Annotated in this window: 15 protein-coding genes and 1 riboswitch; of the genes, 10 read left to right on the forward strand and 5 right to left on the reverse strand. The window is 65.5% G+C overall.

Features of this window, described 5'->3' with window-relative positions; genetic code table 11:
* Positions 1-49: 49 nt before the first annotated feature.
* Together AC1DJB_RS11340 and alr are read right to left on the reverse strand one after the other, a co-directional pair.
* Positions 50-1657, reverse strand: coding sequence for a PucR family transcriptional regulator (locus AC1DJB_RS11340; protein ID WP_441433650.1), 1608 nt, complete (start codon positions 1655-1657; stop codon positions 50-52).
* A complete protein-coding gene (gene alr, locus AC1DJB_RS11345) occupies positions 1647-2867 on the reverse strand; it encodes an alanine racemase (protein ID WP_441433651.1) in 1221 nt (406 codons plus the stop codon). Before alr ends, AC1DJB_RS11340 begins: the two co-directional genes overlap by 11 nt.
* 219 nt (positions 2868-3086) lie before the next feature.
* Here alr and AC1DJB_RS11350 point away from each other — a divergent pair, with 219 nt between their 5' ends.
* The gene (locus AC1DJB_RS11350) at positions 3087-4517 is read left to right on the forward strand and encodes an amino acid permease (RefSeq protein WP_306964071.1); all 1431 of its coding nucleotides are present in this window, start codon (positions 3087-3089) and stop codon (positions 4515-4517) included.
* Complete coding sequence (locus tag AC1DJB_RS11355; protein ID WP_476910260.1) at positions 4514-6238, forward strand: flavin monoamine oxidase family protein; 1725 nt, start codon at positions 4514-4516, stop codon at positions 6236-6238. The genes AC1DJB_RS11350 and AC1DJB_RS11355 overlap by 4 nt, the downstream gene beginning before the upstream one ends.
* On the opposite strand, the gene AC1DJB_RS11360 is transcribed toward AC1DJB_RS11355, so the two are convergent.
* From AC1DJB_RS11360 to purU, 3 genes are all read right to left on the reverse strand, one after another.
* Entirely contained in the window at positions 6235-6759 is a 525-nt protein-coding gene (locus tag AC1DJB_RS11360) for a gamma carbonic anhydrase family protein (protein ID WP_476910261.1), read from the reverse strand. The genes AC1DJB_RS11355 and AC1DJB_RS11360 overlap by 4 nt on opposite strands.
* Positions 6760-6786: 27 nt before the next feature.
* A complete protein-coding gene (locus tag AC1DJB_RS11365; RefSeq protein WP_476910262.1) occupies positions 6787-7509 on the reverse strand; it encodes a class I SAM-dependent methyltransferase in 723 nt (240 codons plus the stop codon).
* Positions 7510-7633: 124 nt separating this feature from the next.
* Positions 7634-8494 (reverse strand): formyltetrahydrofolate deformylase, encoded by an 861-nt coding sequence (gene purU / locus AC1DJB_RS11370; RefSeq protein WP_284992013.1) that lies wholly within the window; start codon positions 8492-8494, stop codon positions 7634-7636.
* Positions 8495-8529: 35 nt separating this feature from the next.
* Positions 8530-8614, forward strand: a riboswitch (ZMP/ZTP riboswitch).
* A 90-nt stretch (positions 8615-8704) separates the two neighbouring features.
* Between purU and glyA the strand changes: the two genes are divergently transcribed.
* From glyA to AC1DJB_RS11410, 8 genes are all read left to right on the forward strand, one after another.
* A complete protein-coding gene (glyA, locus tag AC1DJB_RS11375) occupies positions 8705-10018 on the forward strand; it encodes a serine hydroxymethyltransferase (RefSeq protein WP_370872658.1) in 1314 nt (437 codons plus the stop codon).
* A gap of 8 nt (positions 10019-10026) precedes the next feature.
* Positions 10027-10935, forward strand: a complete 909-nt coding sequence (locus AC1DJB_RS11380) for a bifunctional methylenetetrahydrofolate dehydrogenase/methenyltetrahydrofolate cyclohydrolase (protein WP_476910263.1) — start codon at positions 10027-10029, stop codon at positions 10933-10935.
* 101 nt (positions 10936-11036) lie between these two features.
* Positions 11037-12167, forward strand: a complete 1131-nt coding sequence (locus AC1DJB_RS11385) for a sensor histidine kinase (RefSeq protein ID WP_306964654.1) — start codon at positions 11037-11039, stop codon at positions 12165-12167.
* Positions 12164-12829, forward strand: a complete 666-nt coding sequence (locus tag AC1DJB_RS11390) for a response regulator transcription factor (RefSeq protein ID WP_284992010.1) — start codon at positions 12164-12166, stop codon at positions 12827-12829. The genes AC1DJB_RS11385 and AC1DJB_RS11390 overlap by 4 nt, the downstream gene beginning before the upstream one ends.
* Positions 12830-12962: 133 nt before the next feature.
* A complete protein-coding gene (locus AC1DJB_RS11395; protein WP_332601548.1) occupies positions 12963-13265 on the forward strand; it encodes an SHOCT domain-containing protein in 303 nt (100 codons plus the stop codon).
* Positions 13266-13494: 229 nt separating this feature from the next.
* Entirely contained in the window at positions 13495-14424 is a 930-nt protein-coding gene (locus tag AC1DJB_RS11400; protein WP_059388000.1) for an ABC transporter ATP-binding protein, read from the forward strand.
* A complete protein-coding gene (locus AC1DJB_RS11405; protein WP_307052680.1) occupies positions 14417-15238 on the forward strand; it encodes an ABC transporter permease in 822 nt (273 codons plus the stop codon). Before AC1DJB_RS11400 ends, AC1DJB_RS11405 begins: the two co-directional genes overlap by 8 nt.
* On the forward strand, positions 15235-16068 hold the full coding sequence (locus AC1DJB_RS11410; protein WP_307052679.1) for an ABC transporter permease: 834 nt from the start codon (positions 15235-15237) through the stop codon (positions 16066-16068). Before AC1DJB_RS11405 ends, AC1DJB_RS11410 begins: the two co-directional genes overlap by 4 nt.
* The last annotated feature ends 40 nt before the right edge of the window (positions 16069-16108 follow it).

A 16108-nucleotide genomic window follows, 5' to 3' on the forward strand; every position in this document is an offset into this window, starting at 1 on the left:
TTAAGCAGCACGACACGTAGACGGTGCCGCAGTCAGAAAGTGCCCGGGACTAGGCATCCCCTCCGCCCGCCAAACCGTCCGCGTACTGCAGCGCGATCCAAAGCTCCGCGCGCACTTGGGCCTGGTTCAGGTCCGTATCGAGCAGTTCGGCGAGCAGCCCGATCTGGCGGCGCACGCTGTTGCGGTGCAACCCCAGCAGCTTGGCAGAGGCGTCCCAGCTGCCGTTTTCGCTTAGCCAGCCCCGGAGCACTGCCAAGAGGGGATCGCGCTTGTCGGCTTCCAAGGCAAGCACCGGTTCAAGAAGCCTCGCGGCCAGCATCGACCCGGCCTCGCGGCCGAGGAGCCCGGTGACCGACCACGTCACCTCGTCGACGCGGGCGCTCCGTCCGCTGGACTGGACCCGTGAACGTAGCGAGGTCACCCGCTGGTGCGCTGCGGCGAGGCCTGTCAGTTCCGTCGGGTCTCCGATGACGAGCCGCCAGCCCAGCTTTTCTACGTCCGCCAGGAGCGCGTCGTCCACCTTCAAGCGAGTGATCGCGGCGAATCCGTACTCGGTGATTTCCACCAGTTTGGTGTCGAAAAGGCGCCGCCACTGCAAGAGCTCACGCACCGGGCTGTCGCCGGCGGGCCATTCGGGGGAGTCCACCTTGATGCCCTGGACCACGCGCAGGGGAGCGGATCTGGTGGAAGACAGGCTCTGGGCGAGGAGGTCCTTGAGCCCGTTGACGTGCCGGGTCCCGCCGCTGGCGAGGCTTTCGGGGTGCAGCAGCAACGCCGTCGCCAATTGGCTCGGGGCGAGCGAGCCGCTGGTCCGTTGGCGGACCAGCAACTCCAGCAACCCCACCACCGACTGCACCACGCTGTTCTGGGCGGGAGTCAGCGCAGCGTCCGAGCCCAGGATCAGGGCGCCGAGGTTGGCGTCCTTGGTGCTCCGCAGCGGGTGGCCAAAGACCCTCTCCGATCCCGGCTGCTCAAAGCCGTCCATCTCGACTCGCGGCCCGCTGCCCGAAAGGAGCCGTTCCAGCATGGGCTCCAGCAGTGAATGCTCGACGCCGCTGCTGCCGCCGGCCGCGTGGGCGCGCGCACGTACCCGCCCGTCCGCTCCGACCAGAAGTGCCCAGACGGGCACCTTCTGGACCAAAGCGGCGAGCAGCTCGTGTTCAGGCCGAGGGGAGAGGACCGCCCGCATGAGTTGCCGGTTGGTGTCCGCGAGCTGGCGGAAGACCTTCGCATTGTCCGACTCCAGGAGCTGGGAGAACTCTAAGCCGATCGCTGCGAACGGGATGGACTCGGGAATCTCGATCAAGGTGAGCTTGTGCCGGCGGCACGCTTTCAGCAGCTCGGACGGGACGGCGTCAAAATACGGCCTGATCCCGAAGCCCAGCGCCGGCACCTTGGCCCCCACCAGCCGCTTCACGTAAGCATCGACGTTCTCGCTGGACCCGCCGTCCCCCAGGAAAGGGAGCCCCGCGGTCAGCAGGAACTCCCCGTCCGGCAGGTACGGGGTGGGGTCGTCCAGTTCGCTGGGTTCAACCCAGCGCAGGAGCTCCCCGCCGCTGCCGCCGTCGTGGAGTATCTCCAACTCCGGCGGCAGCTGCTTCAGGAACTGCTCAAGGGTGACGAAACTCAGGCGGCCGGCGGCTGGCTCAGGCGACATCGCTCGGTGCCTCCTGGTAATCGGGGCACTCGTAGGCGCTGGACTCATACACGCGGGGGAGTCGCGGTGCGATCCGGTTGATGATCTCGTCGCCGTGGCTTCCGATGGCGGCGCCCCAATCGTCGGCACTCGCGGCCCCTCCTGCGGGATCGCCGAACAAAACCGCTGTGTCTCCGACCTCGATTCCGGACGCGTCCGGGCCGAGGTCCACCATGAACTGGTCCATGCACACCTTGCCGATCACCGGGACCCTCCGGCCGGCGATATGGACCAGGCTCCGGCCGCTGATGCCCTTGGGGATACCATCGGCGTAGCCGAGGGGGATGAGTCCGAGGTAGCGCGGCTCATGCGTGATGGCCTGGTGTTCGTAGCTGACGCCAGTCCCCGCCGGGACTTTCTTGACCATGACGAGCGGCGCGGTGACGCCCAAAGCGGGGCGGAGTCCGAAGTCGGCGGGATCCAGATGGTCCGCTGGGGCCAAGCCGTAAATCGCCAGTCCGGCGCGGACCATGTCGAAGTGGAATTCGGGCCGGTCCAGGATGTTGGCCGAGCTCGACACGTGCCGCAGCTGCGGGTCCAGTCCGGCAGCGCGGGCTTCGCCAACTGCGTCTTCGAACTCCGCGACGGCCGCGGCGTTGCCGGGGTGGGCGGGAACGTCGGCCCAGGCCAAGTGGGTCCAGATGCCGCGGACAAGCACCGTGCCGTCCTGCTCCGCCTTGCGTGCCCGGGCCACGAGTTCGGGCCAGTCTTCCTTGCGCGCGCCGCCGCGGCTGAGGCCGCTGTCCAGCTCCAAGTGCACGACGGCGGGGCGGCCCAATTGCTCCGCGATCCCGGCCAGCACCTCAAGTTGACCGACGCTCCCAAGCGAAACGTCGACGTCGTACTCGAGCGCCTCACGGATGGTCGCGCTGGTCTGGGATGCCAGATACAGCCACGACAGGACCGGCACGGTGATGCCCGCCTGACGCAAGGTGATGGCTTCGCTCAATTGGGCCGTTCCGAGCCAATCAGCCCCTGCCCCCACCGCCGTGCGGGCCACGTCGACGAGGCCGTGACCGTAGCCGTTCCCCTTGACCACGGCCATGAAATGCGGCGCGGCTGTGCGCTTCTTGAGGGCCTTGATGTTGTCTGAAATCGCAGACAGATCAACGCTGACCTGCCCGGAAAGCGCCGCTCCGGGCGCCGTTTCTGATTGTGCAATACGTCTCATGGTTGATCACTATAGGTCATTTTGCACCGCCGTGAGAGCTGGCTCACAGGCTTACGGTTGTCAGGGGAAACCGCCAACTACTCTGAAGGGACGTCAACGGTGACTGTGCCTACCTCCACCCAGACCAAGCCAACGCACGCCACGAATACGGATGCAGGCAATGCCGTCCGCCGCCCGGGGCTCGGTTCGCAGCTCCTGCGCCGCAAGCCGATCGGGCAAATGGTCAGCGAAGCAGGAAGCAGCGAAAGCGGTACGCCGCTGGTCCGCAGCTTCGGCGTCCTCCAGCTGACGATGATCAGCGTCGGCGCGACCCTGGGAACCGGCATCCTGGTGATCCTGGGTGAATCCGTGCCGCTGGCCGGACCCGCGGTCTGGATTTCCTTCGTGGTCGCTGGGCTGGCCGCCCTGTTCTCGGCCGTGTCCTACGCCGAAATGGCAGGCCTTGTGCCCGTCGCCGGGTCCAGCTATTCCTACTCCTATGCCACGATGGGCGAGGGCATGGCCTGGATCTGTGGTTGGTGCCTCGTCCTCGAATACGCGGTCTCCGTGGCTGCCGTGGCCGTCGGCGCAGGGCAATACGTGAACGAAACGCTCGCCGCGTTCGGGCAGTTCCTGCCGGACGCGATGTCCCAGCCGCCGGGCAGCGGCGGCGTGGTCAACGTGCCGGCCATGCTGATCGTGGTCCTCGCCATGGTCCTGCTGGTGCGCGGCGCCAAGGAAAGCGCCTGGATCAACACTGCGATCGTGACCATCAAGATTGTCATCCTGCTGTTCTTCTGCGCCGTTGCGTTCACCGCGTTCAACGCCGGCAACTTCGAACCTCTCATGCCGATGGGTGCCGCAGGCGTTTCGGCCGCAGCATCCCGGGTGTTCTTCTCCTACATCGGTTTCGACGCCGCTTCCACCGCAGGCGAGGAAGCCCGCAACCCCAAGCGAGACCTGCCCCGGGCCATCCTGCTCTCCATGGTGATCGTGACCAGCATCTACGTCCTGGTTGCCGTGGCCGCTATCGGGGCCCGCCCCTGGGAATGGTTCGGCGGCACAGAGGCAGCCCTGGTCCAGATCCTCGAGGAAACCACCCACCAACCCTGGATCGCGCTCGTCTTCTCCATCGGTGCCGTGCTCGCCATCGCCAGCATCGTCCTGACCGTGCTCTACGGCCAGACCCGCATCCTGCTCTCCATGTCCCGCGACGGGCTGGTCCCTGAGGTCTTCGGACGGATCTCCCCCCGCACCGGCACTCCGGTGGCCGGAACGCTCATCGTGGGCACCGCCGTCGCACTCACCGCTGGGCTTGTCCCGCTCGGCGCGCTGGCCGACGCCACCAGCATCGGCACCCTCTTCGCGTTCGCGCTGGTCAACGTCGCCGTCATCTACCTGCGGCGCAACCGCCCGGAGCTCAAGCGCAGCTTCCGCGTACCGCTCTACCCGATCACCCCCGTCCTCGGCACCCTCATGTGTGCCTACCTCATGGCCAACCTGGGTGCCGACACCTGGGTGGTGTTCGGTGGCTGGATGCTCGTGGGGATCGCCCTCTACTTCGGCTATGGACGCCGGAACTCCAAGGTAGCGGCCCTGACCGAACAGGAATACCGTGAACTATCCGCCAGGGTCGCCGACCCGGAAACTGTGAAGGCAGAACTTTCATGACCATCGCCACCGAATTGCCCACGGAACCCACACCCCGCGCGGGGGATGCCGGAATTTCCCAAGCAACGCCGGCCGACGCTCCCATCACCATGCTGAACCCGGACTTCCCGTTCAGCTACGACCACTACCTGGCCCACCCCGACGGGCTGGCGGTCATTCCGCCGGAACTGTACGGCACAGAGGTCGCGGTGATCGGTGCGGGCCTTTCGGGACTCGTGACGGCCTACGAGCTCATGAAGCTCGGGCTGCGCCCCGTTGTCTACGAGGCCGACCAAATCGGCGGGCGGTTGCGCACCGCGAGCTTCCCGTCCGCTCCCGGAGTGGTGGCAGACCTCGGTGGCATGCGCTTCCCGGTGTCCGGAAAGGCGTTCTACCACTACGTGGAACTCCTCGGCTTGGACACCCAGGAATTCCCCAACCCGCTTGCCCCGGCAACATCGAGCACCGTGATCGAGTTGGCCGGACAGAAGCACTACGCCGCCACGTCGGCTGAGCTGCCGGAGTTCTTCCACGAGGTTGCCGCAGCCTGGAAGGCCGCAGTGAATGACGGCGCCGCGTTCCAGGAAATGCAGGAGGCGATCCGGGTCCGCGACACCAAGCGCATCAAGGAGCTATGGAACGGGCTGCTCCCGCTGCTCGACGAACAGACCTTCTACGGATTCATCGCCGCAAGCACGTCCTTCAAGGACGCCGGATTCGCGCACCGCGAGGCCTTCGGCCAAGTAGGTTTCGGCACGGGTGGCTGGGACACCGACTTCCCCAACTCCATCCTCGAAATCCTGCGCGTCGTCTACACCGACGCCGATGACCAGCACCGCCTCATCACCGGGGGAGCGCAACGGCTCCCCGAGGCACTCTGGCACCACGCGCCGTCGGGCATGGCCCACTGGCCCGAGGGCACCTCGCTCGCATCGTTGCATTCCGGTTCCCCGCGCGGAGCCGTGGACCGCATCGAGCGCCGAGAGAACGGCGACCTCATGGTGCGCGAGCGTTGGGGCCGCGAAACCGGGTACTCCGCCGTCGTGACCACCTGCCAGTCCTGGCTGCTGTCCACGCGCATCCACACCCAGGAATCGTTGTTCCCATCGGAACTGTGGACCGCGATCGAACGCTCGCACTACATGCAGTCGTCCAAGACCTTCGTCATGGTGGACCGACCGTTCTGGAAGGACATCGACCCCGAAACGGGCCGCGAAGTGTTGTCCATGACGCTGACCGACCGGCTCAACCGGGCGACGTACCTGCTCGACGACGGCCCGGACAAGCCAGCCGTCATCCTGCTCTCCTATACGTGGAACGACGACGCACTGAAGTGGCTCTCGCTCAGCGCCGAGGAACGCGTCAAGCTCATGCTGCACTCGCTCGAGCAGATCTACCCGGGCGTGGACATCGCGAGCCACATCGTGGGTCAGCCCATCACCGTATCCTGGGAGGCCGACCCCAACTTCATGGGTGCCTTCAAGGCCAACCTTCCGGGGCACTACCGCTACCAGCAGCGACTGTTTACCCACTTCAAGCAGGACAAGCTGCCGGAGAGCCAGCGGGGCATCTTCCTTGCCGGCGACGACGTCTCGTTTACCGCAGGCTGGGCAGAAGGCGCCGTCACCACAGGGCTGAACGCTGTGTGGGGCGTGGTGAACCACCTCGGTGGTTCGTCCGTGGCAGGCAACCCCGGTCCCGGTGACCTGTTGGACGAGCTGGGGCCGATCAGCCTGGACTAACCCTGCGCGTGCATCCCGCGGTGCGCCGCCGCTAGCTCCCGGTAGTGCGCTGCGTTGCGCTTCACGCCGTCGAGCTCTTCTTCGCTCAGTTCGCGTCGCACCTTGGCAGGCACGCCCGCAACCAAGGAACGCGGCGGGATGACAGTTCCCTCAAGCACGACGGCGCCCGCGGCCACCAGCGAACCCGTACCGATCACGGCTCCGTTCAGGATGGTGGCGCTCATGCCAACGAGGCAGTCGTCCTCAACGGTGCATCCGTGGACGACGGCGCTGTGGCCGACACTGACGCGCTCGCCGACGGTGCAGGGGAAGCCGGGGTCGGCGTGCAGGACCACATTGTCCTGGAGGTTCGAGCCGGCACCGACGCTGATGGCGGCGGTGTCGGCACGGACTGACACACCATAGAAGGCGCTGGAGTCCGCGCCGAGGGTTGCCTTGCCGATGATGGAAGCCGTGGGTGCCACGAAGGCGGTGTCATGGATGGCCGGGGTATCCCCGGCGAACGTGTAAATGGGAGCCATGGGGCAAGCCTAGATGACGGCGCCTGCCTAACCTCGCTTCGCTCGGCCAGGGAACCCTGGCGGCGTGGGCCCAAACGAAGGAGTCCGGAGGACCAGGAACTGGTAATGCTGCGTCCAGTTCCCGGCGCCGGGTCCCGACTCGACTCCTGTGCCCTCGGGCCAGGTCTCAAAGCGCTCGACGTCGCCGTGCGCGCCAAAGATGCGGTGCAGGGTGTCATCGCTCCGCCGGCTGAAGAACCGCCGCGGCTCGTCTTCGTCCTCGGGGTTGAGGACTTCCTCATCGTCACCGGACCAGAGTCCGACGGCGATTGGCGCGCCAGCCGCGCTGACCCGCACGAGTTCACTGACGACGTCGTGGATTACCGCGTTGGGCACGTGCAGCAGGGTGCTCATAGTCCACACGGCCGGGAAAGTAGCATCGGCGAACGGCAGGGACCGGCCGCTGGCAACGCTGGCGTCGAGCCCTTTGGCACGGGCAACGTGGATGCTCTCCTCGGACAGGTCGACGCCGGTGTAGTGCAGTCCGGCCCGCACGAATTCCAAGCCTTCGACGCCTGTGCCGCAGCCTAGTTCGAACAGCGAGTGCCTGTGTTCTTCCTTGAGCAGGCGGATAAACCAGTCGCGGCATTCCGTCCGACGCGGGGTCATGGCGCGGGTGTTCTGGATGCCGGCCTGCCGGTCGTAATAAACGGCCAGGTTCGCCTCGTGATAGTCGGCTTCGTCGCTGAAGGCCCTTCGGGTCCCGTCCATGGACCCAGCGTAGAACACCCAACTAACTAGCAGTAGGTGTCGTTATGAGGCCTCTAAACGACAACAACTGCGAGTCAGTTGGGTGCGGAGCTGGTTGGGTGGGGGGGCTGGTTGGGTGGGGCGCCTAGTTGAACACCACTGTGCGGGTGCCGTCGAGCAGGACGCGGTGCTCTGCGTGCCACTGCACAGCCTGTGCCAGCGTGCGGCCCTCGACGTCGCGGCCCATCTGCACGAATTGCTCGGCCGTGCGTGCGTGGTCCACCCGGATGACTTCCTGCTCGATGATCGGACCCTCGTCGAGGTCCGCCGTGACGTAGTGCGCAGTGGCCCCGATGATCTTCACGCCCCGGGCATGCGCCTGGTGGTAGGGCTTGGCGCCCTTGAAGGACGGCAGGAAGGAGTGATGGATGTTGATGGCCTTGCCGTTGAGCTCGGAGCAGAGCTCGTTGGAGAGTACTTGCATGTAGCGCGCCAGGACGGTCAGCTCGATGCCGTGCTCATGGATGAGTGCGAGCAGCTTCGCCTCGGCCTGCGGCTTGGTGTCCGGGGTGACCGGGATGTGGTGGAAGGGGATCCCATAGAACTCGGCCAGGCCTTCGAGGTCCCGGTGGTTGGAGACGATGGCCGGCACCTCGATGGGGAGGGTTCCTGAGCGTTGCTGGAAGAGCAGGTCGTTGAGGCAGTGTGCGTCCTTTGAACCCAGGATCAGGGTACGGACCTTTTGGCCCACCGGGTTGATTTGCCACTTCATGCCGAATTCTTCGGCCACCGGGGCCAGCGCCGCACTCAGTTCAGCCTGGCTCGAAGACGTTGTGGCTTCCACCCGCATGAAGAAGTTTCCCGTGCTGGGGCTGCCGTATTGCTGGGAATCTGCGATGTTGCAGCCGGCCTCCAACAAAGCCCCCGCAACGGCGTGCACAATTCCGGGCCGGTCCGGGCAGGACAGGGTTACAACAAAAGACGTAGGCAGGGTGGAGTCAGTCACAGCTAAAGCCTACCGTTGCGCACCTGTTGTACTGTTTAAGTCGTCGCGACTGGCGTTGGGTGGTGCACCACCAGGGAGCGGCATTTTGAAGACCACGGATCGTACGCCTGGGCCGAGGGTCACGTTTTACTGTCGCTGTGCCATGCCCCGTAATCAAAGGCATGGAAAAAACCCAGCCGGTAGCCTGACCTGTAGAAATACCCGTTGCCTATCCAGGAGATCTTCGTGACCACCACCACCATCACCTCCGCGACCATCAGCAACCAGCCGCTTGCCGAGCTCGACCCCGAGATCGCAGCAGTTCTGGAACAGGAACTCGGCCGCCAGCGCGGCACCCTGGAAATGATCGCTTCCGAGAACTTTGCGCCCCGCGCCGTCATGGAAGCCCAGGGCTCGGTCCTGACCAACAAGTACGCCGAAGGCTACCCGGGCCGCCGCTACTACGGTGGTTGCGAATACGTGGACGTCGCCGAGCAACTGGCCATCGACCGCGTGAAGGCGCTCTTCGGCGCCGAGTACGCCAACGTCCAGCCGCACTCCGGTGCGCAGGCCAACGCCGCAGCCCTGTCCGCCATGATCACTCCAGGTGACAAGATCCTCGGCCTTTCCCTTGCCCACGGCGGCCACCTGACCCACGGCATGAAGCTCAACTTCTCCGGGAAGCTCTACAACGTGGCTGCCTACCAGGTTGAAGAAGACACCTTCCGCGTGGACATGGACAAGCTCCGCGAACAAGCCATTGCCGAGAAGCCCCAGGTCATCATCGCCGGCTGGTCCGCTTACCCGCGCCACCTCGATTTCGCAGCCTTCCGTTCCATCGCCGACGAGGTTGGCGCGCTCCTCTGGACGGACATGGCCCACTTCGCGGGCCTCGTCGCAGCCGGCCTGCACCCGAGCCCGGTGCCGCACTCCGACGTCGTGACCTCCACGGTGCACAAGACGCTGGCCGGCCCCCGTTCCGGGGTGATCCTCGCCAAGCAGGAATGGGCCAAGAAGCTCAACTCCAACGTGTTCCCGGGCCAGCAGGGCGGCCCGCTCATGCACGTGATCGCCGCCAAGGCCGTTGCCTTCAAGATCGCCGCCGGCGAGGAGTTCAAGGAGCGGCAGGAGCGCGTCCTCGAAGGCGCCAAGATCATCGCCGATCGCCTCAACCAGGCCGACGTCGCTGAAGCTGGTGTTTCCGTTCTGACCGGCGGCACCGACGTGCACCTGGTCCTCGTGGACCTGCGCAACTCGCAGCTGGACGGCCAGCAGGCCGAAGACCTCCTTCACTCCGTGGGCATCACCGTCAACCGCAACGCCGTTCCGTTCGACCCCCGCCCGCCGATGGTCACCTCGGGCCTGCGCATCGGTACCCCGGCCCTGGCTACCCGCGGCTTCGGAGCCACCGAGTTCGCCGAGGTTGCCGAGATCATCGCTTCGGCGTTGAAGGCCGGTTCCGCTACCGACGTCGAAGCATTGCAGGCCCGCGTCGACAAGCTCGCCGCTGACTTCCCGCTGTACCCGCAGCACGAGCAGTGGTGAACCCGTCCATGGCGCAGACCGCGAAGATCCTTGACGGCAAGGCCGCCGCTGCCGCCATCAAGTCTGAGCTGACTGAGCGTGTAGCTGCACTGAGGGCCCGCGGCGTAACTCCGGGCATTGCCACTGTGCTCGTCGGTGGGGACCCTGCTTCGCAGCTTTACGTGTCCATGAAGCACAAGCAGTCCGTGGAAATCGGGATGAACTCGATCCAGCGTGAGCTTCCGGCGGACGCCACCCAGGCGCAGGTCGAGGACCTTATCGACGAACTCAATGCGGACCCCGCCTGCCACGGTTACATCGTGCAGCTGCCGCTGCCCAAACACCTGGACACCGACGCCATCCTCGAGCGGATCGACCCCGCCAAGGATGCCGACGGCCTGCACCCGACCAACCTGGGCCGGCTGGTGCTCAACGTCAACGGAGAGATCACCTCGCCGCTGCCGTGCACACCCCGCGGCGTCATCGAACTCCTGGAGCGCAACGGCTACAGCCTCGCCGGCAAGCACGTCGTGGTGGTCGGCCGCGGGGTCACCATCGGCCGCTCGATCGGACTGCTGCTCACGCGGCGGGCCGTGAACGCCACCGTGACGCTCACGCACACCGGCACCAAGAACCTCTCGGAGTTGCTGCGGCTGGCGGACGTGATTGTGGGCGCGGCGGGTGCCAAGCACATCGTCAAGCCAGGGGACGTGAAGCCGGGCGCGGCCGTGCTCGACGTCGGTGTCACCCGTGAAACCGACCCCGAGACGGGCAAGAGCAAGGTCCACGGCGACATCGATCCCGCGGTTGCCGAGGTAGCCGGCTGGATTTCGCCGAACCCCGGCGGCGTGGGCCCCATGACCGTGGCGCTGCTCATGACCAACGTGGTCGAAGCCGCCGAACGCCAACTGGCGGGAAGCGTCTCCGGCGTCGCCTGATTGTGCTCCCACCACCGTGTAGGGCGCCTACTCCCGCGGGAGTAGGCGCCCTACACCGTTAACCCGACGACGTCGGCGCCCTCCGCGGCTAGGCTCGGAGCATGCAGCGGCGTTTCCAGGGTCCTCCCACGAGTTTCATCGTGATCGCGGTGGCGCTGATCCAGGTCTTGGGGACCGTCTTTTCAGCGAGCCACCAGGCCACCCTGCGCCCCTTGGACCCGCTCGCCTTCATCTTGCTGTTCGCGGGACCGGTGGCCTTGGCTTTCCGGACCCGCAGGCCGGCCGTCATGCTCCCGATCACCCTCGCGGCCACGTCCGTCTATCTGCTCCTCGGTTACGCCTGGGGTCCGATAGTGCTGTCCCTGGCTCTCTCGATCATCCTCACTGCTGCCGCGGGGCTGCGCTGGCAGGCCTGGCTCGGGGCCGGGATTTCCGCCGCGGCCGTCGTTCTGATGGCTGTCCTCGCCGGAGATGAGACGGGGCTGATCCGGGCCTCTGCCGGTGTCGCCTGGGCCGCGATCCTTGTCCTGATCGGTGAAGGCTTCCGACGCCGGGGCGAACGGATGGCCGAATACCGGCGACGGCGGGAGGCCGCGAAACAGGCCGAACGGGACGAGTACCGCCTCACGCTCGCCCGCGATATCCACGATGTGGTGGCGCACTCCCTGTCGATGATCAACGTCCAAGCCTCTGTGGCGCTCCATCTGGGAACGAACGATCCCGAGAAGCTCCGCCCCGCGCTGGAGGCCATCAAGGCCGCGAGCAAGGAGTCCTTGGCCGAAGTCCGCCAGCTCCTCGGTGTGCTGCGCGACGACGCCCCGCTGAGTCCCTCGGCTCCGCCAAGCCTGGGGCGGATCCCGGAACTCGTCGACGACGCGCGGCGAGGCGGCCTGGAGGTGCGGTTCGAAAACTCCGTAGACCCGGAACGCGTGGGCCCAGGCCAGCAGGAAGCGGCCTACCGGACCGTCCAGGAAGGGCTGAGCAATGTCCGCAGGCACTCAGGCGCGGCGTCCGCCGTCGTACTTCTCGAATTGTCCGGGAACGCGCTGAGGGTGCGGATCGACGACGACGGCGGAGGCCTCCGCGGAGCGCCCGCCGGGAACGGGCTGAGGGGCATGCGGGAGCGCGTCGAGGCGCTGGGCGGCACGCTTGGCCTGACGCCGCTGGAGCCCGGGCTGCGCGTGGAAGCGAACCTTCCGCTGAACCCCCACGAGGGAGGACACCAACGATGATCCGCTTGCTGCTCGCCGACGACCAGAACCTTATCCGGGCGGGATTCCGGGCCCTCCTGGACGCCGAACCGGACATGGAGGTGGTGGCCGAAGCCGGTACCGGCCGGGACGCCGTCAGGCTGGCCGAGCGTGAGGCACCCGACGTCGTGCTCATGGACATCCGCATGCCGGATGGCGACGGGCTGGCCGCAACCCGGCAAATCCTGGCCAACCCACAACTCGCGCACACGCGCATTATCATCCTCACGACCTTCGAGCTGGACGAATACATCGCCGAAGCCGTGCGCGCGGGCGCCGCGGGCTTCCTCGTCAAGGACACCGAACCGGAGGAACTGATCCGGGCCGTGCGGGTAGTGCACGACGGCGACGCCCTCCTTTCGCCGTCGGTGACACGCCGCATCATGGCCCAGCTTGCCCTGCACAGCAAGGCGGCGTCGAAGACAGTGCCGCTGGAGCAAATCACCGAGCGCGAACGGGAAGTTCTGGCGTTGGTTGGCGAGGGCCTGAACAACGCAGAGATCGCCGAGCGGCTGTTCATCACCCCGCTCACGGCAAAGACGCACGTTTCACGGATCATGACCAAACTGCTGGTGCGTGACCGTGCGCAATTGGTGGTGCTCGCGTACGAGTCCGGCCTGGTGCGGCCGGGTTGGAGCAGCTAGCCCTGGCCTGCAGTCTCCCGGGGGAGTAGGCAGCTGGCCGCAAGTGACTCCCGGTGGCCGACGCGTCTCGACGGGCCAAAAACAAGACTGGAAACAGAGCCGAGATACGGCCTGTTGAGAGTTTGGACTGGACATGTTGACATCACTGAGCACCACCATCGGCGCCGCGGCCGCGCAGCTGCCCGCCGACGTCGTCGTCCATGGACCGGGGGACGGATTCGTCTTCTGGCCGTTTTTCCTCCTGATCCCGCTGTTTTGGTTCCTCGTGATCGGATTCTTCATCTTTTTCGGCCGCCGGATGTGGCGCCGGAACCACTACTGGGCAGCAACACAGGGCGCCGAAAGCGTGCTGAGGGAGCGCTACGCGCGGGGCGAAATCGATGAGACCGAGTACCGCCAACGCCTGGAAGTGCTGCGGGCACATCCCACGAAGTGATGAACCGGCGGATTCTGCTGGATCATTCGTCTGGATAAACCCTCAGGCCCTGGAACCACGCGGTTCCAGGGCCTGAGGTGCGGAATGATCCAGCAGAATGTCACGAAGGGTCCAGCAGGTTAGTCCAGAAAATTGCGGAATACCTCTTTCACGTATTCCTTGGCTCTACTAGTCTGCTGGGGTGCACAATGAAGCCACCCGATCTTCCTCCACGTCAGCCAGCTTCCAGATGAACCCACCCGCAGTCATCACCGCCGAAAACCTCACCAAGAGCTACGGCGAGCTCATCGCCGTCGACGGAATCTCGTTCGAGGTCCCGGCAGGGGAGTCCTTTGGCCTGCTTGGCCCCAACGGTGCCGGCAAATCGACCACCATGAAAATGATCGGCGGAGTCTCCCAGCGAACGTCCGGGAAGCTCAGCATCATGGGCCTGGACCCGGAAACCCACGGGCCGGAAGTCCGCGCGCACCTCGGAGTGGTACCGCAACAGGACAACCTGGACGAGGAACTGAAGGTCCGCGAAAACCTGATTGTCTATGGTCGCTACTTCGGCTTGCCCTTGAGCTACTTGCGCCCCAAGGCTGATGAACTGCTCGAGTTCGCCCAGCTGACGGACAAGGCCAAGTCGAGGGTCGATGCCCTGTCGGGCGGCATGAAACGGCGCCTCACGATTGCCCGCTCGCTGATCAACGAGCCGAAGATCCTGCTCCTGGACGAGCCCACTACGGGACTGGACCCGCAGGCGCGCCACATCCTTTGGGACCGGCTGTTCAGGCTCAAGGAGCAAGGTGTCACGCTGATCCTCACTACGCACTACATGGACGAGGCCGAACAGCTTTGCGACCGGCTGATCGTGGTGGACAAGGGCCGGATCATGGCCGAAGGTTCGCCTGCCAGCCTGATCCGCGAATATTCCACGCGCGAGGTGCTGGAACTGCGCTTCGGTTCGGAACGCAACGCCACTATCGGCGCCGAACTCGCGGGCATCGGCGAACGCGTCGAGACGCTCCCGGACCGGGTGCTCATCTACGCGAACGACGGCGAATCGGCCCTGGAGCAAGTCTCCGCACGCCGGCTCCGTCCCCTGACGTCGCTGGTGCGGCGTTCTTCGCTGGAGGACGTCTTCCTCCGGCTGACCGGACGGAGCCTCGTTGACTAGCGCCCACTCGCCTGCCGTCTCAGCCAGCCGGGCGAAGCGCTGGGGATCTTTCTTCTACGCCGAGCAGGTCCTCCGAGTGATGCGTGGCTACGGCTGGTCCGTGTTCCTGTACAGCGTGGGGCAGCCGGTGGCCTACCTGTTCGCCATGGGAGTCGGGCTGGCGAGCCTCGTGGATGCGAACAGCGCAGCGGTGTTCGGTGGAGTGAACTATTTGACCTTCATCGCGCCGGCATTGTTGGTCTCATCCGCGGTCATGACGGCGTCGGGAGACTTTTCCTACCCGATCATGGACGGCTTCAAGTGGCGCCGCGTGTTCTATGGCCCGCACGCCTCCCCGCTGGTACCGCAGCAGATCGCCGCGGGCCACATCATGGCGAGTGCCTTGAAGTTCCTGGTGCAATCGGTGGTGTACTTCGCCATCGTGGCCATGTTCGGTGCCTCGCCGAGTCCGTGGGGTTGGGTGTCGGCGATAGTTGCCACGGTGGCCGGACTGTCCTTCGGGCTGCCGCTCATGGCCTATGCCTCGACCATCACCAAAGACTCCGGCCAGTTCGCGCTGGTGCAGCGCTTCATCGTGGTGCCGCTGTTCCTGTTTTCGGGCACCTTCTTCCCGCTGGATTCGCTGCCGCTTGGAGTGCGCTGGATCGGTTGGATCTCCCCGGTCTGGCACGGCACTCAGCTCGGCCGCGTCTTCACCTATGGACTCGAGGAGAATCCCTTGTTGACCCTGGCCCACGTCCTGTTCCTTGTGGGCTCCGCCGCCGCAGGCTGGACGCTGACACGGCGCCAGTTCGTCAGGAGGATGGGAGCATGAGCGTTCTTACCGGAGGCCACAGCGCCACCGACGCCGCCCGTGAACGTACCTTCGGCCCGCTGTACTCCCGCAACGCGCTTGCTGTTGTGTCCCGGGGCCTCATGGCAGCGAAAAGCAGCACGTGGTTGATCCTGGTATCCGGATTCTTCGAGCCGGTGCTTTACCTGATTTCCATGGGCGTGGGACTCGGCCCAATTGTGGGTACCGTGGCGGGACCGGGCGGCCAGGAAATCAGTTATGCGGCCTACATCGCGCCCGCGCTCCTTGCCGTGTCCGCCATGAACGGCGCCGTCTACGACTCCACCTGGAACGTCTTCTTCAAGATGAACTTCGCCAAGCTGTACCAGGGAATGCTCTACACCTCCCTCGGGCCGTTGGATGTAGCCATCGGGGAGATCTTCCTGGCCCTGCTGCGCGGACTCCTGTATGCCACGGGGTTCACGGCCGTCATGGCCGTCATGGGCCTCATCACCACGCCATGGGCCGTCCTCGTCATCCCCGCCTCAGTGCTGATCGCTTTCGGCTTTGCGAGTTTCGGCATGGGCATCACCAGCTTCATGAAGACGTTCCAGCAGATGGACTGGATCAACTTCTTCATGCTGCCCATGTTCCTTTTCAGCGCTACCTTCTACCCGCTGAGCGTCTATCCGCAATACATCCAGTGGCTCATCCAAGCAATGCCCCTCTGGCATGGGGTGGAACTCCTGCGGCAGATCAGCATCGGCTCCTTCAGCCCGGCCACGGCAGTCCATATCGCCTACTACCTCGTGATGATCGGACTCGGCATCACGCTCACTACCGGAAGGTTGCGCAAGCTCTTCCTGAAATAGCGGCGCGGGCTGTTCGCCGGGGGTGGAAGCGGGCGGTTCG

The sequence above is a fragment of the Arthrobacter sp. 01T428 genome, from assembly GCF_056398685.1.